This is a genomic window from Thauera aminoaromatica (genome assembly GCF_000021765.1).
Classification (GTDB): domain Bacteria; phylum Pseudomonadota; class Gammaproteobacteria; order Burkholderiales; family Rhodocyclaceae; genus Thauera; species Thauera aminoaromatica.
In genome coordinates this window covers 1910059-1928032 of record NC_011662.2, presented here as the reverse complement: position 1 = coordinate 1928032, position 17974 = coordinate 1910059, and the positions used below count along the sequence as shown (strand labels likewise).

At 68.4% G+C, this 17974-nt stretch carries 11 protein-coding genes; 3 read left to right on the top strand and 8 right to left on the bottom strand.

Annotated features, from left to right (window positions below):
• Positions 1-226: 226 nt before the first annotated feature.
• From TMZ1T_RS20530 to TMZ1T_RS08450, 4 genes are all read right to left on the bottom strand, one after another.
• The gene (locus tag TMZ1T_RS20530; protein ID WP_187283031.1) at positions 227-712 is read right to left on the bottom strand and encodes a hypothetical protein; all 486 of its coding nucleotides are present in this window, start codon (positions 710-712) and stop codon (positions 227-229) included.
• A 399-nt stretch (positions 713-1111) separates the two neighbouring features.
• Entirely contained in the window at positions 1112-2308 is a 1197-nt protein-coding gene (locus tag TMZ1T_RS08460) for an RtcB family protein (RefSeq protein ID WP_004303513.1), read from the bottom strand.
• 27 nt (positions 2309-2335) lie between these two features.
• The gene (locus tag TMZ1T_RS08455; RefSeq protein ID WP_041589634.1) at positions 2336-4861 is read right to left on the bottom strand and encodes a VIT and vWA domain-containing protein; all 2526 of its coding nucleotides are present in this window, start codon (positions 4859-4861) and stop codon (positions 2336-2338) included.
• A complete protein-coding gene (locus tag TMZ1T_RS08450; protein WP_004303516.1) occupies positions 4858-5337 on the bottom strand; it encodes a helix-turn-helix domain-containing protein in 480 nt (159 codons plus the stop codon). Before TMZ1T_RS08450 ends, TMZ1T_RS08455 begins: the two co-directional genes overlap by 4 nt.
• A 105-nt stretch (positions 5338-5442) precedes the next feature.
• Here TMZ1T_RS08450 and TMZ1T_RS08445 point away from each other — a divergent pair, with 105 nt between their 5' ends.
• Positions 5443-5808 carry a hypothetical protein gene (locus TMZ1T_RS08445; protein WP_004303518.1) on the top strand — a complete coding sequence of 122 codons (366 nt, stop codon included), beginning with the start codon at positions 5443-5445 and terminating at the stop codon, positions 5806-5808.
• 265 nt (positions 5809-6073) lie between these two features.
• Complete coding sequence (locus TMZ1T_RS08440; protein WP_012585157.1) at positions 6074-9937, top strand: DUF3427 domain-containing protein; 3864 nt, start codon at positions 6074-6076, stop codon at positions 9935-9937.
• 92 nt (positions 9938-10029) lie between these two features.
• Here the strand turns inward: TMZ1T_RS08440 and TMZ1T_RS08435 are convergent, their stop codons facing one another.
• Entirely contained in the window at positions 10030-11655 is a 1626-nt protein-coding gene (locus TMZ1T_RS08435) for an NERD domain-containing protein (protein ID WP_012585156.1), read from the bottom strand.
• 505 nt (positions 11656-12160) lie between these two features.
• Between TMZ1T_RS08435 and TMZ1T_RS08430 the strand changes: the two genes are divergently transcribed.
• Positions 12161-12931, top strand: coding sequence for a GntR family transcriptional regulator (locus TMZ1T_RS08430; RefSeq protein ID WP_012585155.1), 771 nt, complete (start codon positions 12161-12163; stop codon positions 12929-12931).
• A 146-nt stretch (positions 12932-13077) separates the two neighbouring features.
• Here TMZ1T_RS08430 and TMZ1T_RS08425 read toward each other — a convergent pair whose 3' ends face one another.
• The 3 genes from TMZ1T_RS08425 to TMZ1T_RS08415 form a co-directional block, all read right to left on the bottom strand.
• A complete protein-coding gene (locus TMZ1T_RS08425; protein WP_012585154.1) occupies positions 13078-14280 on the bottom strand; it encodes a lytic murein transglycosylase in 1203 nt (400 codons plus the stop codon).
• 243 nt (positions 14281-14523) lie between these two features.
• Complete coding sequence (locus TMZ1T_RS08420) at positions 14524-16677, bottom strand: M1 family metallopeptidase (RefSeq protein WP_012585153.1); 2154 nt, start codon at positions 16675-16677, stop codon at positions 14524-14526.
• A 1-nt stretch (position 16678) separates the two neighbouring features.
• Positions 16679-17914, bottom strand: a complete 1236-nt coding sequence (locus TMZ1T_RS08415; RefSeq protein WP_004325847.1) for a ChaN family lipoprotein — start codon at positions 17912-17914, stop codon at positions 16679-16681.
• Between the last annotated feature and the right edge of the window lie 60 nt (positions 17915-17974).

Here is a 17974-nt window from a genome sequence, read left to right as displayed (position 1 = left end):
CATTTCATGAAATCAGGATGTCGTGCGCTTCCACTTTCTGGCTAAGTGGTCTTACCACTTAGCCAGAAGTTGCACCAGACTAAGGGAGCCCGGAAGGCGTGTCAATGGAAATCATCAGATTTATCGATGCAAACATGAGAGCCCAATCCAACGGCCATGCGGGGCCTTTTCGGCGCGCTCCGCTCCATGCGCCGCAGGGGCCGCGCCCTCATCGCGCGCGCGCTCGTTACTGGCGCGCGCACCACCGGGGAGAAATCGGCCGTCCCCAGTGCATGGTTGCGCACGCGGAATCGACGGTCGTTGGTGGGCTGCCCGGCGGTGACGTAGTCATCGGGCAGGAAACAGGTCGACGTAGCCTCCCATCGGCAAGGCAGCTGCCTGCAGTTCTCGGCTCCGTCAGCCACTCCCAGAGATGGCACGCCCGCCGGATGTGCGCGCCGTTGGGCGCCGCGTTCAACCTGGCCAGCAAGTCCTCCGGCGTGAGGCGCTCGAACAGGGCGTCGATGACCTCAAGATTCACGCCTTCATGGCGCAGGGCAAACTCGCGGTGCCCGACAAGCGTGCCCTCGATGGCAACGCCGCAAGGAAGAAGCACGCGGTCGGCCGAGTCCACAGGCCGATTGACCGAACCGCTGATCTGCGCCGGCTTCGCCAGCGGTCGGACGACCAGACAGAGTCGGCTGATGAGTTGTGCGTAGCCAATCGTCGACATCCCATTGCGGCCGGTACCCGTCCGCCAAAAGCATCGACTAACGCCGTGTAGTACCACAGCGATCCACCCTTCCCTCCGCTGAAGCGCGCCCAAACGGACTCACCGATTTCAGTCAGATCAAACAGGATCGCCTGCAGGTTGGCCAGCTTGTCGCACGCAGAGACGAGAATGCCCTCGCCTTCCGTCGCACGCAGGTGAGCGAGGTACCGCTCCTTCCGCTCGCGCCAGGAGCTTTTGTGCCGCTGCGCATCGGGCAGGCCGCATGAGCACTCCGTGCTGGATGTAGTGCGGTGACTGTAATGCGCGACAGGCTCAGGAAGTGAGCCTGTCTTTCGCACAGCACGGCCAGCCGTGGTCCATGACGGCTCGAACCCGTTCCCCTGCCATCTGTTGCGCCCCCTACCCTTTCACGCACACCACCTGCTTCAGCGTGTGCAGCACCTCGGTCAGGTCCGACTGGTTGGCCATCACGGTGTCGATGTCCTTGTACGCGCCGGGGATCTCGTCCACCACGCCCTTGTCCTTGCGGCAGATCACGCCCTCGGTCTGGCGCGCAAGGTCGGCCTCGGTGAAGTGCTTGGTGGCCGCCGTGCGGCTCATACGCCGGCCAGCGCCGTGCGCACTGGAACAGAAGCTCTCCGCGTTCCCCCTGCCGCGCACGATGTAGCTGCGCGCGCCCATGCTGCCGGGGACGATGCCGAGCTCGCCCTCCCCCGCGCGGATCGCGCCCTTTCTGGTCACCCACACGTCGGCGCCGAAGTGGTGCTCGCGGGCGACGTAGTTGTGGTGGCAGTTCACCGCCTCGGTAGTCACGGTAAAGGGCGGCAGGTGGCGCGCCAGCCCTGCGAGCACGAGCTCGAGCATCGCCTGGCGGTTGGCCATCGCATAGTCCTGCGCCCAGTGCACCGCCTCGACGTAGTCGTCGAAATGCGGGCTGCCCTCGCGGAAGTAGGCCAGGTCGCGGTCGGGCAAGTGGATCATGTGCCGTTCCATGTCCTTCCTGGCGAGCTCGATGAAGTAGGTCGCGATCGCGTTGCCGATGCCCCGGCTGCCCGAGTGCAGCATCACCCACACCCGGCGCTTCTCATCCAGGCAGACCTCGATGAAGTGGTTGCCACCGCCGAGCGTGCCCATCTGGTTGGCCCACTTGGAGAACCTGCCAAAGGCCTTGAGCAGCTGCGGGTGACGATCGGTCAGGGCCTTGAGGCCGGGCTCGAAGGGGCGCACCGCATCGACGAGCACGCGACCGTCGGCATGCTGGTCACGGCCGACGGGCACGTCGCGCGTGATCTGATCGAACACCTTCTTCAGCCGCTTCTCGTCGATGTCATTCGCCGTGAGCGACAGGCGCGCCGCGACCATGCCACAGCCGATGTCGACGCCCACCGCCGCCGGGATGATCGCCTGGTGGGTGGCGATCACCGAGCCGATGGTCGCGCCGATGCCCAGATGCACGTCGGGCATGGCGGCGACGTGGTGGTGGATGAAGGGCAGGCTGGCGAGGTTGGCGAGCTGCGCCTTCGAGCCCTCGTCGATGTCGTCGGTCCAGATCCTGACCGGCACGGTGCTGCCGTTCAGGACGGTCTTCACAGGCATGGCTGCCTCCTCGTGGCTCCCCTAGTGCTATTCAACGCCGACACCCGACCGTTCGAGCGCCGAGGCCGCGTCCCGGAGCGCAAAGACGCAGTCGGGCCAGGTTTCCGCCTGGAGCGTGCTGACGAACACCTGCAGGCGCGCCGCGAGCGACTCAGACGCCACCTCAACCTGTCGGGCCTCAGGCGCAGCGGCCGGCCTCACCCGCTGCGTCAGGGCCTTGAGCCGTCCGAGCATGCCGTTGGTCGAGCGCAGCGCGTCATGCAATTCGCGCTGAGCCATCGCCTCGACGAAGCAGGCCACAACCTGCGCCTCGTCCTCCCCGTCGGCCAGGACGAACTCCAGCCAGTCGAGCACCGCCGTACCGACACCGATCCTGTGCAGCGCCGCATACGTGCGCGGCCATTCGGCCTGCGTATGACTGCGCAGCCAGTGGGTCAGGCCCAGCGGTGTGAGGCCGCTGTAATGAGGCTCGGCAGACCAGTAACGCGGATCGTCGCGCGGCGGCTCATCGGCTGCCCGGTCAGCGCCGCGTCGCAGGAATGCCGGGATATCGTAGGTGGAGGCCTGTGTTCGCCTTTCGCTGCGCAGCACGCGCGCACCCGAGCGCATCACGGCCGGCGCATCGAGCGCGTTCATGTCAAACGACCCGAAGCCCGCCGCTGCCGGCGCGCCATACGCGGTGGGCGTGTCATTCACCGTGAGCGGCGCCATGTTGGGCTCGATGTAAAGCAGATCGACGCTTCCCAGCCCGCCAAAGCCTGCAGGCAGCATCGCGGGGACCTTCACGAGATCGGGCATGTCCTCGGGCTTGTCGGCTTCGGCACGCGCCTCGACCAGCAGGAAGTGCGTCAGCGGACTGACCAGTTGATACGCGACGGCCAGCGCGAGCGCCTCCGGTGCCCGGAGTGACTGCGCCCCTTCGCCGGCGAGGAGCTGCTCGACCTGCGCGGCCACCGCCATGCGGCCCAGCACGGCATGCGGCTCGACGGCACTGAGCGATGCCTCACCCAGCGCTACGGGCGCGTCCCCCTGTGCCATCCGGCCGACCAGACGCACCGGCTGATCCGGCACCCACCCATGCGGCACCTGCGCAAAGCGCGCCCACACCGTGACTGCGTCGCCATCGAAGACCGAGCCGGGCAGCGGGCTCATCCACACCGGCTCGGCACCCGTCGGCCACACCAGTTGCAGGGCGTCCATGCGCTGCGAGCGCAAACGCGCGAACATGCGCAGCACCGCCGGCTCCACGGCCTCGCCGGGCGCGACGAAGTCGCAGGCGCCGCCCGTCTCGTCAGCCAGCCGCCGCAGCACACCCTCGGCCGGCGCGCTGCCAATGCCGACCACGAAGATCCGATTCCCCAGCGCTCGCGCCCGTTTCACCGTGCGATCGATGGCGTGGATCTGGCCGTCGGTGATCAACAGTAGATCGACCGCTGCGGCCCCCTCCTCCGTCCCAGGGCTCGGCTCGGCATCTCCGGCCAGGGCCAGCGTGGATGCCAGCGCGTTCTCCATCTCGGTGCCACCGAGATCGGCCTGCAACTGCATCGCCCAGCGCTGTCCCGCCTGGCGGGTGGCGGCGCTGGTGCGCCACAAGGCACGCGAGCGATGCTCGACCGTGCTGCCAAAGCGTGACAGCGAGAAGCGCTCGCCCTCGCGCAGGCCGGCGATGATGGCCTGCAGCGCACGGCGCGCAGCGGCAATGCTGTCGCCCTGCATCGAGCCGGAGCAATCCACGAGGATCTTGACCGCGAGCGGATGGGCCGCTGCCGGCACACGCGGGCAGAAGCTCGCCAGCACATTCACCGCGCCCTCATCGAGGGTGTCTTGCGCGCACACGGCAAGCGAATCCTGCGCAACCTCGTCGAGCACCAGGATGAAGTCGCGATCGAGTGCCCCGCCGCGACCGAGCGATACGAGCATCGCCGCCGTCTCCCCCTCTCCTTCGAGCCGCATCGACAACGGATGACTCGGCGAGCCGATGCGCGCCCGCGCGAGCTCGCCTTCGATGCGCAAGGTGAGCTCAAGCGGATGGACCGCCATCAGGTCGTGCTCGACCACCTGATGCGGCTTCAGGCCGGCATCGGCCACCGAATCGCCGTAGCGCGGGGCGATCACCGTGGGCACCACCAGGCGCAGGCCATGCTGCTCGAACTGCAGCACCTGGGCGTAACGCAGCCGCAGCACACAGGTTTCTCCGCGTGCGAGGTTGCCCAGGTTCAGCGTGTAGCTGCCATCGAAGTTCTGCTCGAGCAGGATGGCGGTGTTGCCCTCGGCCAGCGCGTCCTCGTAGCCCTGCTCGGCCTGCTTCTTCTCGATGACCGCTCCGGACAGGCAGCGCTCGCCAATCCGCACCTCCACCCCGAGGAGCACCGCCGCCCACGGCAGCGGGAAGCTGTAGACGAGCTCGACATGGCGCTCGAAGGGGTTGGCAAAGCGCTGCTCGAGCTCCGCTTCGAAGAGCGTGCCGCGCAAGGTGCCGGTGAACCGCACGCCCTGCAGCGTCAGTGCCTCACCCGCGCGCGTCTCAAGTCGTGCCGATTGTTGCTGCATCATGGTTCTCCCGCCTGTCGGTCGTTCTTGTCCGTGTTGTGCGCGGCAGCGCCCTGCGACGCTGCCCCGCCTTGCCCCTGCACCGCCTCGAAGGCGGCCATCACGCCCTGGATGAACTGGCGCACCGCCTCGGGACTCAGGCCCGCGCGCTGGGCATCGATCACCACCTCGACCCCCTCGGCCACCGTCAGATGGCTGCACACCGACACGCTGCCGATGGCGCGCTCACGCGGCGGCACCGGCGGCGGCGCACCGTGGAGCAGCTCGCGGATACGCTCGAGCGAGACGCCGGCAGCGGTCCATTTGCGGATCTGCAGCAGCTGCTCGAGATGCCGCGTGCCGTAGCGGGCCGCCCGGGTCTCGCCCTCGGGTCGGTCGACCAGGCCGATCTGCACGTAGTAGCGCACCGTGCGCGGCGGCAGGTCCGCGAGCACGGCCAGTTCGGCCAGCGGGTAGCTTGGGGAGGTTTCGGAGTTCATGACACAGATTAAGCCACCTTTATTTATACAGTGAAACTGTCGTTTGATACTGACAGTGGACTGATAGCATCGGGGTGTCTCTTCACCGCACCCCGCCGAATCGCCATGCCTACTCCACCCCGCGCCACTCCGCCCGCAGACAGCAAGGGAACGCGCGCCGCGCTGATCTTCGCGCTGACGGCCGAGCGCCTGTCGATCTACTACGAGCATGGCCAGTGGCTGACCGAAGCGCAGGGCGCGAGCTTCATCGCCGACTGGCTGCGTCGCAGCGAGCGCACGCTGCCGCTGGCCGACCGCCGCCAGCTCTCCGCGCTCAGCGACGGGCTGGCGCGCCAGATCGCCGGCTCGCTGTCACGGGAGGCAGGGCTCTATACGGCTCACGAGATGATGGAGGCGCTCGACCCGAACTACGACTCGGACCTGGCGCGCTCGATGATGGACGAGTGCGCACGCCTGCTGGACACCAACTGATACGGGACGTTGACTGATACTCGACGGGATAAGCCGATCAGTCGCTCACCCTTCCGCGCCCGGCCTTGATCGACGCCCGCCGCGTCTTGCCCTCCAGCCTGCGTATGAAGGGCTGAAACCGTCTTCAGCCAAGCTGTGGCGATCGTGCGTGCTCGCGAGCCCAGCCTGCTCAACCGCTCATCTGCGGGGCAACCTGGTAGCCTATTGCCATGCACCAGCACCACATTCCCCTACCCCGCCCCACTGCGTACTGAGGCGGTCGCTAATGTCCCGCACCATCCGCTATTACGACATCGAGGCCACCCGATTTGCCGAGGACACGCTGGGCGTGGACATGTCCGAGCTGCACGACCGTTTTCTCGCGCACGTCCCCGCAGGTGGGCTGATCCTCGATGCCGGCTGCGGCGCGGGACGCGACATCAAGGCCTTCATGCAAGCCGGCTTCCGGGTACGCGCCTTCGACGCCTCCGTCGAACTCGTACACATTGCGAAAGCACACTCCGGCCAGGCGGTCGAGTTACGCCGCTTCGACGACGTCGAGGAACGCTGTTGCTACGACGGCATCTGGGCCTGCGCCAGCCTGCTCCATGTCCCGGAGGCCGACTTGCCCGCCACCCTCGCCCGCTTGTGGGCAAGCCTCAAACCGGGCGGAGTCTTCTATCTCAGCTTCAAGCACGGCGAATGTGAACGCCGCGCCGGGGAGCGCGACTTCACCGATGCAACCGAGGCACGGCTCAGCGAGTGGGTAGCAGGGCTGGCCGAATTGGAATCGGTGGAATGCTGGATCACGCGGGATCAACGACCAGAGCGCAGCGAGGAATGGCTCAATGGTCTACTACGTCGAAAGACCCTCTCGACGCACCGCCTCTTCACTGGAGAGCCGCAGCACCCACTGCTATCGCAGCTCTGCCGCTCGATCGCCACTGCGGACGAGATCGACCTCGCCGTGTCTTTCGTGCAGGCGAGTGGACTGCGCCTGCTACTCCCGGACCTTTATGACGCGCTGGCCCGCTCGGCAGACGAATCGCGCCTACCGGTACGAGTCCGTATCCTAACCAGCGACTATCTCGATATCACCGACCCGAGTGCACTACGGCTACTGGGGCTGTTGCAGGCGCAAGGCGCACGAGTGCGGATCTTCGAGGCCGGCAGTCGCAGCTTTCATCTCAAGGCCTACCTATTTACCCACTTCCCCAGCCCAAGCGCGCTCCACGGAAGCGTCTTCATCGGCTCGAGCAACATCAGCCGGCCAGCGCTCACCGACGGGCTGGAATGGAACTACCGCATCGAATACCCAGGTGACGACGGCTTCCTCGAAGCACGCGCCCGCTTCGAGGAGATCTTCCGAGATCCACGAACGGTAGAACTCACCGACGCATGGATCGAGCGCTATGAAGCGCGCCGCGTCCCGCCGCCACGGCCGATCGAACCGAGCGCCGAGGAGAGCGAGAAGCCCCCAAACCCAACACCGATCCAACAAGAGGCGCTGGCCGCGCTTACCCGCACCCGACACGACGGCTATCTGCGCGGTTTGGTGGTCCTCGCCACGGGCCTCGGCAAGACCTGGCTCGCCGCCTTCGACGCCGAACAAATCGGTGCCCGTCGCGTGCTATTCGTCGCCCATCGCGAAGAGATACTCAAACAGGCCGCAGACACCTTTGTCCGCATCCGCCCGCGCGCGCGTATCGGCTTTTACATGGGTCAGGCCCGTGACACTCAGGTCGACGTGCTATGCGCCTCGGTGCAGACACTCGGCCGCAACGCGCACCTCGAGCGCTTCGCGCCGCAGCATTTCGATTACATCATCATCGACGAATTCCACCACGCCGCAGCCCCGACCTATCGCCGCCTGCTCGCTCATTTCGCGCCGCAGTTCCTGCTCGGTCTCACCGCCACGCCCGATCGTACCGACCAGTCCGACATCCTGTCCCTGTGCGACGACAACCTCGTCTTAGACCGCAATCTCTTCGCGGGCATCGAAGCCGGCCTGCTCGCGCCATTCCACTACTTCGGCGTCTGGGATGCGTCGGTAGACTACGAGGAGATCCCCTGGCGCAACGGCCGCTTCGACCCCGAAAAGCTGTCGAACAAGCTCGCTACCCTAGCCCGAGCCCGCCATGCACTCAAGGAATGGCGCAAGCGGGCCCAGCAACGCACCCTCGCCTTCTGTGTGTCAGTACGGCACGCCGAGTTCATGGCGACGCAATTCCGACTGCAAGGCATCGAAGCCGCCGCCGTGTACGCCGGCTCCGAACTCGCACGTGGAGAGGCGCTGGAGCAGCTCGCCGAGGGGCGGCTAGCGGTGATCTTCTCGGTCGATCTGTTTAACGAAGGCGTTGACCTGCCCGCGATCGACACCGTCCTGATGCTGCGGCCCACCGAGTCCAAGATCCTCTTCCTGCAGCAACTCGGTCGCGGCCTTCGCCGCGCCGAAGGCAAGGAACGCCTGGTCGTGCTCGACTTCATCGGCAATCATCACAGCTTCCTGCACAAACCCCAGGCGCTCGGCCAGATCGGCAGCGGGTACAAGCAGTTGGCAGAATTCGCGCGCAAGATCGAGACGCACCGGCTCGAACTCCCGACCGGTTGTTACATCAACTTCGACTTGGAGTTGATCGATTTTCTGAAGTCGCTCGATGGGGATGGTGTCGCCCGTGACTACGAGGCGCTACGCGACGGCCTGGGGCGCCGCCCGACGCTCGCGGAGTTCTACCGCAGCGGCGCAAACCTCGGGCGGATGCGCAATGAGTACGAAAGCTGGTTCGGGCTCGTGAAAACGATGGGCGATCTCGCCCAGACGGAATCCGCCAGCCTCGGCGCGCACAAAGATCTGCTGCGCGAACTCGAGACCACCGCGATGACCAAGAGCTTCAAGATGGTTCTCCTCGAAGCCTTCCAGGAACTCGACGGCTGGCACCGTACGCCCACCCTCGACCAGCTCGCGGAGCGATCGTGGCAGGTTCTGCAGCGCCGCCGGCCACTCCTCGCCGATCTTCCCGACATCCTCGCAGACACCCAAGACGGCACGACCACCGGCTGGCAACGCTACTGGCGTGAAAACCCGGTGAATGCGTGGATCGGCGGTAACCAGACACGGCAGAAAAGCCAGCTATTCCGCGTCCGGAGTGATCGCTTCGAACCCGTTTTCGATGTCGCGCCCGAGCAGCAGGAAACGCTCACGGAAATGGTGCAGGAGCTGATCGACTACCGCCTGGCCGCCTATGAAGCCCGGCGGAGCACGACGGCCAGTACCGACAACGTGATTCCTTTCCCGCAGCAGCGCCCGGACAGGACCGAGCTACCCTATTTCCCCAATCTGCGCATCGCCTGCGGCCATTTCCGCACCGCCCGCGCCGATGCCGAGGAACATCGCAGCGTCGGCACTGGCTACGGCCGCCTCGACCCCGCCCGCCACTTCATCGCCCGCGCCTCGGGTAACTCGATGAACGGCGGTAAGAACCCGATCCGCGATGGCGACTATCTGCTACTTGAGCTCGTCAGCCCAGGCAATGCCGGCTCGATCACCGGTAGCGTCATGGCGATCGAGCGTCAGGATCGTACGGGTGAGGATCAGTACCTGCTACGGGTCGTCACCAAGCAGCGCGACGGCAGCTACGTGCTCGTCGCGAACAACCCCGACTACGAAGACATCCACGTCACACCCGAAATGGCAGAAGAACTACGTACGCTCGCCCGTCTGAAAGCGATCATCGATCCGCTCGAACTGGCGGTCGGCGAATCCTTCATGCGAGAAGAGATCCCGTCCCTTTTCGGCGCCGAATTCAATCAGGGAAACTGGAATAGCGGGCATGTCGTGCTCCCGGAGCGTAATGCACACGTGCTGTTGGTTACGCTGAACAAGCAAGGCAAGTCAGAAGTTCATCGCTATCTCGATCGCTGGATCGACGATCACACCTTCCAGTGGTCGAGCCAGAACTCGACCACTCCAGAGAGCAAACGCGGACGGGAGATCATCGAGCATCAGAACCTGGGGATCACACTGCATCTCTTCGTACGAGAAACAAAGCTGGCTGGCGGAAAGGCAGCGCCGTTCATGTATTTCGGGAAGGCTCGATACAAGACGCATGATGGGAGCTCGCCGATGAGCGTCGTGCTTGAAATTGGATGAGGCGTGGTCAGAGGCAGTGAGCCATGGCTTCGCTCAGACTCGAGTCCCCGATCAACGACCCGGATCCCGGGGGAAGGTGTGGCGCACACAAATTACGCAAGCGCCCCGCTCAGCGCCGCCTCAGCCGCTCGTGACACCACCACCTCCAACCCCAACTGCGCCCGCGTCATCCCCACAAACAGACGCCTGCGCACAGCCTCGTCGAACTGCTCGAAATCCACCTCCGTCAGCACGACCCCCATGGCGCTCTGCCCTTTGAACCGATGCACGGACTCGATCACGAGCTCGCCCTCGGACCACACCGGTTCCCCGTCGGCCGTGTACCGCCCCAGAAACCTCCGCAGCCCGAACGCCCCCAGCTTCGCCTCCTTGAGCAGGAGAGAACGCCCGTGTCCGCGCGCACTCAGGACGACGATGTCGTCAAGCGGAATCCCGCGCTCGCGCAACGCCTCCACCGCCGCCAGCGTCTCGCGGCGCAGGCCACGCTCGTCGTCGTACGCGCGGAAGGTCGGGAGCTCGCCTACGTAGGGGCTACGTGCCTCGACGGTTCCCCCTGCCAAGCCCAGGGCGTTGATCACATCGACAATGGCGCGCGGCGAGCGGAAGTTGTCGTTGCAGCGCACGCTGACGGCGCCGTCAAGATCGAATCCGTCCCGCTCGTAGAGACGCTGCGCCTCGTCCTCGAGCAGGTAAAGCCGCCCATCTTCCTTCAATTGCGGCAGCAGGCTCACGACCCAGGCGGGGTCGAAGTCCTGCCCTTCGTCGATGATCACGAGGTCGTACAGCGCCTCGAAGTCCTGCGCGTCGCTGCCGTAGCGCTCGACGACCGCCTGGAAGATGCCCTCGGCGGTGAAGTCCGGCTCACCCTGCGTGCGCCGCCAGTGCTCCACGCAGAGCTCATGAAAGCTCGACACCCGCGCACGCGCCGGCGCGATGCGGCCGATGTGGTCTGCCAGCGTGCGGTTGAAGCAGACGTAAAGCGCGCGCTGCCCTGCGGCGGCGGCGTCGTCGAGCAGGCGCAGCGCAAGCTGCGTCTTGCCGGAGCCTGCCGTCGCCTGAATACGTAAGACGCCGGACGGCGAGGCGATGCGCGGCACCCAGGTCGCAAGGCCGTCGGCGAGGCGGCGACTCGTCTGGCGCACCTGGTCACCGAGCACCTGAAGGTCGATCGAGACCTTAAAGACGTTGCCCAGGAAGCGGCGGAGCGATTCCACGTCGCTGCGACTGCTCCCCTGTTCGAGCAGCTCTCGCACACGGGTACCAAGGTGCGCGTAGTCATTCGCGTCGATGATGCGCTCACGCGGCATCGAGACGATGCGGGCCTCTTCCACCTGATGATCGGGAAGGACGACGCAGCCCGTGACGTGCGCATGCAGACCGGCCTCGGCAAGGCGGTTGAGCATGGCCGCATGCTGCACGCGGGTCTGGCGGGCGACATCGTGTTCGCGTTGCCCGTAGAGCTTGACGAGATTGCCCTCGACCAGCGAAAGCTCGCCGGCCTTGACCTCGACCAGGAGGATGTTGCCGCTCGGCGCCAGGACGACGAGGTCGATCTCACCGTGCCGGCCCTCACCGTGATGCGCGGTCTGCCAGGCGACGCTGTGGAAGATCTCATAGCCGTCGGGAAGCGACTGCTGCAGCCGTTCGAGGACATCGAGCTCGCGATACAGGCCGCCGTCGTGGCGAAGGGCGTCGATCGTTGGGAAGAGTTGCGCCATCGGGATAGTCGAATGTCGTGGGGGAAGACGGATCGGATTGTGGCACAGGGTGTGTCGGGGCCGCGTCGGTCAAGACCCCGACTCCTGCCCGCGCAGAAGGCATGTAACGCCCAATACTTGTAACGGACGCGCCCCTGAAGACGGGTGTGCAACACCCTCGGCATCGTGTCCAAGGACAGCCTGAAAGTCACCCGCTCAGCGATTAATGCTGGATGACCAAGACACCACGAGCCAGATCGAACACCGCGAGCAACATGCAGATCTTGTGCGGACTGGCCCGACCACGGGCTGCGCGCCAGCGACCGTCTCTGCGGACGATGCGGGGCTCCTGCCGCGCCCCCCTGACAACGGACACAGAAAAAGCTCGCAGCGAACTCTCCATGAGTCGGTCCAAGGCGCGCCGGGCATGGGGCGTCCGCTCAACCCGCCCCCCCTTGCCCCCGCGCCCCTGCCGGACTAGATTCCCATCCCGCGCCACACAACGACCGCCAAGGAAGTCCGCTCGATGAAACCCGCCCCGCTCCAGCCCCGCCGCCTGTCCGACGGCATCGTCGAGCGCATCGAGACCCTGGTGCTGGAGGGCAGCCTGCGCCCGGGCGAGCGCCTGCCCGCGGAGCGCGCCCTCGCCGAGGAGTTCGGCGTGTCGCGCCCGTCCGTGCGCGAGGCCATCCAGAAGCTGGTGGCGCGCGGGCTGCTGGTGAGCCGGCATGGTGGCGGCACCTTCGTGAACAGCACGCTCGGCACCTCCTTCCGCGACCCGATGATCGAGCTGCTCGGGCGCAATCCCGAGGCCCAGCGCGACCTCATCGAGTTCCGCCACACCCTGGAGGGCGCCTGCGCCTACTACGCCGCGCAGCGCGCCACCGCCCCCGACCGCGAGCGCCTGAAGGCCGCCTTCGAGCGCGTGCAGGACTGCTACCTGCAGCAGGGGCGCATCAGCCGCGCGGACGAGGGGCGGGCCGACGCTCTCTTCCACCTCGCGATCGCCGAGGCCAGCCACAACGCGGTGCTGCTGCACACCATCCGCAGCCTGTTCGAGCTGCTCGAACACAACGTGGTGACCAACATCGGCGGCATGCTGCCGCTCGGCAGCGCGGTGCGCGACCGTCTGCTGGCCCAGCACGAAGCGCTGTATCGCGCCATCGTGGAGGGTCGCGCCGAGGACGCCCGCCGCCTGGCGTCCGAACACATGGACTACGTGCAGGACGTATTGAACGACAACCGCGACGAGATCGAGCGGATCGAGCGCGCGCAGCGCCGGCGCGAACCGGTCTGAGCGGTACCGCGGCCGCTCGCGCCACGAGATCCCCCGCGGGGGCAGGGATCGAGGCCGCCGCTGAAGTCGCCTCTGCATGCGGTCGCGCGCGCACCACGCGAGCGACCGCGCTCACTTCCTGGAGCCCCCGGAAGCGGGAGCGGCCGTCAGCGCGCCGCCGCGCGCAGCGCCTGCAGCGCGCGCTGACCGGCGCGGCCGTCGGCCGGCAGGCCGAGCGCGGCCTGCTCGCGCTGCAGCGCCTCGCGGGTGCGCGCGCCGATCATGCCGTCGGGCTCGCCGATGTCGTGACCGCGCGCGATCAGCAGCCGCTGCAGCTCGCGGCGCTCGGCACGCGACAGGCCGGGGTCGTCGGTCGGCCAGGCGGTGGCGAAGGGCGCGCCGCCGCGCAGGCGGTCCGACAGATGCGCGATGGCGAGGCCGTAGCTCTCCGCGGCGTTATAGGAATACAGCGCGTCGAAGTTGCGCGTGACCAGGAAGGCCGGGCCTTCGCGCCCCGCCGGCAGCATCAGTCCGGCCGGCGCGCCGGCCGCGGGCAAGGCGCTGCCGTCGGCCCGCCGCACGCCGCGCGCGGCCCATTCGGCCATCGGCTGCTTGTTGCGCCGGCCGGCGTCGGCGGTGTCCATGCCGCGCGGCAGGCGGACCTCGAAGCCCCAGCGCAGGTCACTGCGCCAGCCGGCGCGCGCGAGGAAGTTGGCGGTCGAGGCGAGCGCGTCGGGTACGCTGTCGATGAGGTCGCGGCGACCGTCGCCGTCGAAGTCCACCGCCAGGCGCATGAAGGTCGAGGGCATGAACTGGGTGTGGCCGAAGGCGCCCGCCCAGGAGCCGGTGAGACGCTCGGGCGCGACGTGGCCCTCCTGCAGGATCTTCAGCGTGGTGAAGAATTCGCCGCGGAAGAAGGCCTGCCGGCGCCCGAAGCAGGACAGCGTGGACAGCGAAGTCAGCAGCGGCCGGCTGCCGAAGTTGCGCCCGTAGTTGCTCTCCACGCCCCACACCGCAACCACGGTCTCGGCATCCACGCCGTAGCGGCGCTCGACCTCGGCGAGCACCTCATTCCACTGCGTCAGCATCGCGCGCCCGTCGGCGACGCGCTCCTCGTCCACCAGCGCGGCGAGGTAGTCCCAGATCGGGGTGACGAACTCGGGCTGCGCGTCGAGGAAGCCGATCACCGCCATGTCGGGCGCGAGCGCGGCCGTGTGGGTGTCGAAGGTCTCGCCATGCACGCCCTTGGCCGCGGCCTCGCCGCGCAGCTTGGCGAGGCAGGACGCGAACGCGGCCTCGTCGGCAGCGGCAGACAGGGGCAGCGAGAGCGCCGCGAGCGCGGCGGCGAGCAGGAGAGGACGGGAAGACATGGACAAGGCCTGTTATGCGATTGCGGATGGGCGCCGCAGTCTAGCACCGCGAGGAGGCGGATCGCCGCGCGGCGGCTGCAGGCGCCCGCAGCGTCGTGCCCCCTCCCGTAGGAGCGACGCAAGTCGCGATAGCTGCGGTCGAACTGCGCCTGCGCAAACCGCGGGCGCACTGATCGCGACTTGCGTCGCTCCTACGCCGCTCCTCGGGCGTGGAAGCGGGACTGCGAGCTTCGCGAGGGCTGCTCAAGGCTCCACCTTCACCACATTGCCAGGCGCGTCCCATACGCCGCGGGCGCTTGCCCGCGTGCCGTCGAAGACCAGCCAGCTCTGGCTGCCGTAGTGTGGCAACGCGCGCTGCAGCGCGCGCAGCGCGGCGGGGTCGGCGGCGGCGATCACGGCGAGCGCCGGGCCGCGCTCACGCTGCACGGTCCACACCCTGGCGCTGCCGCCTGCGGGCATGCCCCGGGGCTGTGCCGCCAGGCCGGCACCGACGAGCACCGCGGCCACCGCGGGCTCGCTGCCCACCAGCAGCACCGGCCCGCCCTCTGCGCCCAAGGCTGGGAGACCTGCCAGCGTCGGCGTGCGCTCGAACAGGCGGGCGGCGAGCGCCTGCGCCGCCTCGGCGAATGCACTGTCCGCCCCTCTCGGCGTGCCACCGCTTGCGCCACTCCCTGCGCCACTCCCTGCGCCACTCCCTGCGCCACTCACTGCGCCACTCACTGCGCCGCTCCCCGCCCCGCCCGCCTCCGCCTGTGCGTCGGCGAGCACCAGCCGCGGCGCGGCGGCGACGATCCACTGGCGCAGGATGGGCGGCAGTTGCGCGGCCTCGGGCAGGCGCCACAGACGCAGCTCCGGGTCGAGGGCCACGCCCTCGGGCACGAAGCCGGCGGTCAGCTCCACATCGGTACGGCCCGCGGCGAACTCGATGACCCGGGTCTCTACCCGATCCCCCGCCACGAGCTGCAGTGGCAGCCGCAAGGCGTGCACCGGTCCCGGTTGCGCCAGGCTCACGCGCACGCGCGCGCCCTGCCCGGCCTGCTCCACCAAGCGTGCCCGTTCGATGCGCGGCGCCGGCCCGCCGGGCAGCTCCAGCCACTGGCGGAAGAAGCCCTGCAGCGGGCGCCCGGCTGCCTCCTCGAAGGCGGCGCGCAGTTCGTCCCAAGCGGCGATACGGAAGCGCTGGCGTTCCCAGAAAAGGCGGATGCCGCGCGCGAACGCGTCCTCGCCGATTTCGTCCTGCAGCATCACGAAGACCATCGCCGCCTTGCCGTAACCCACCGCGGCCGCGGCGCCGTGGGTGCGCGAGCGGAAATCGGCGAGCGGTGCGTGCGAATCCGCCGGCAGTGCGGCGAAGTCGCGCAGCCAGCCCAGGCGCATCTCGCGCGCCGCGGCGGCCGACGCCTCGGCCTTGTAGGCGTAGTCGGCCATGAAGGTGGTCAGCCCCTCCGACCAGTTGCCACGCGCGTAGTCGACCAGCACGCCGTTGCCCCACCAGTTGTGCAGCACCTCGTGGCCGAGCGAGCTCGCGCGGATGAAGGGCAGGCGCAGCACCTGCTCGCCGATGTAGGTCAGCGTGGGCATGCCGAAGCCGGTCGGCAGCGGGCTCGCCACCACCGAGAACTCGGTGAAGGGGTAGGCGCCGATCTGTGCCGAGTAGCGCTCGATGTAGCGCTGGCTGTCGGCGAGGTAGGCCTCGGCCAGCCCGGCCTCGCCGTCGAGCGCGGCGGGAAAGTAGGTGCGCAGGCGCAGCGGCCGGCCGTCGGCCTGGGTGGCGAGGCGTTCGCGCACCACCCAGGGCCCGGCCATCAGGTCGATGCCGTCTGCCGGATGTTCGAAGACGAAGCGCGCGCGGTAGGGCTCGCCCGCCGCGGCAGGGCGCTGCTCGTGCGCCAGTCGTCCGGCGACCAGCGCCGGCTGGCCGCCACGGACCACGAGGTCCACCTCGTAGGCGAAGAGGTCGGCCGGACGCGGATACCAGCCGCTGCCACTGGCGAGGAAGCTGCCCGCTGGCGAGGCCATCGGCGGCATGGCCTGCAGCACCTCGCGGTGGTCGCGTGCCTGCTCGAGCGCGGGCAGCTTGCCGCCGTAGCGCAGGCGCAGCTCGGCGCCGGCCGGCGCATCCACCCGCCAGGCGCGCAACGTACCGCGGCTGCCCGCGGCACGCAGCGGCAGCGCATGCCCGTCGGCGCTCGCGGCCTGCGGCTGCAGGGATTCGTGCAACACGAAGCGGTAGCCGGCTTCGGGCGCACGCAGCACGGCCTCGACCTGAAGCTCGCCGCGCGCCGGATCGAGCTCGACCGCCAGATGCAGCCTGGCCGGCCCGGCCGCGGCCAGGGCGGAAGGAAGCCCGCCCAGCCAGCCGGCAAGCAGCAGCCACCCGAACAGCCCGCGCAGCATCTCAGCGCGCCTCGCGCGGGAAGCGCACCACCACCTCGACCGCCTTGCCCTCGCGCATCACCTGCAGCGGCAACCAGGTGCCCGCCGGCTGGCGGCGGATCAGGCCGATCAGCTGCGCGGAGCGCCGCACCGGCGCACCCGCCGCCTCGGTGATCAGGTCGCCGCGGCGCAGGCCGCTGCGCTCGGCGAGGCTGCCCGGCGTGAGCTCGGCGATGCGGATGCCGCCGTCGGTGTCGTCGAGCCCCACCCCGAGCCGCGGCGGCGGAGGCGGCGGCTGGCGCAGCGCCGGTACGGCGAACACCGCGTCGGCGAGGCCGGCGGGGAGTTCCACGCAAGGCGTCGCCGCCTCGACCGGCATCAGCTGGCCGATGCTCGGCTCGCCGAGCGCGGCGAGCTGATGGGCCACGCCGTGGCCGTGGCGCACATGCCCGCTCCCCATGATGCCCACTGCGAACGGCAGGCTGCCGTCCGCGGCGGCGTGGCGCGCGCGGCCGGCGAGCAAGGCTTCGGCCATCGCACGGTCCCAGGCGAGCTGGGAATCCACGAAGTTGCGGAAAGCGGCATCGCCGCGCGCCGGCTTGCCCTGGTCCTTGCCGTGCTGGCGCATCTGGGCGTGCTGGCTGTGGATCTCGAAGAGGAAGTCCTCGTAAGCCGACACCGCCGCGGCCGGCCGACCGACGCCCTCGCGCTCGCCCTCGGGCACGCCGTCCCAGCCCTTGTCGGCGATCCGCCGGGTGAGCTCCGCGTCGATGTTGAGCGCGAGCATCGGGATACGGTTCATGCGCGCGAAGTGGAAGAGCGGCAGGTAGAGCTCCGCCGGCATGCTCCACACCTTGCCCCATTCCGACTGCTGCAGGAACTCCGCCTCGGTCAGCTCGCCCGCCACCCAGCGGTCGAGCACCGGCTGCGCCCGGCGCGGGAACATCTCGAAACCGATCACCATCCGTGGGCGCAGCGCATGCAGCGTGGAGAGGGTCTGCAGCTGCCAGCGGTGGTGGTCCATGTCGTCGTGCTGCTCGCCGAGCAGCACGACCGCACGCCCGGCCATCGCGGTCAGCAGCCCGCCCGCGTCCACCACCTGCGGCGTCACCCCGTCGGTGCGCGCCCAGCTCGCGGGCGCGAGGCAGGCGGGCGCGGCGGACGGGGCCTGGCTCTGCGCCGGGTTCGCCAGCGTCGGCAGCGTGCACAGGAGACCGCTCGTGAGCGCGCACGCGCGCAGCCAGGAGGAAGAGGACATGATCGTGGACTCGGGAGAAGAAACGTCAAGTAGAGCCCGCGCGCGCACGCGAGTTCCGCT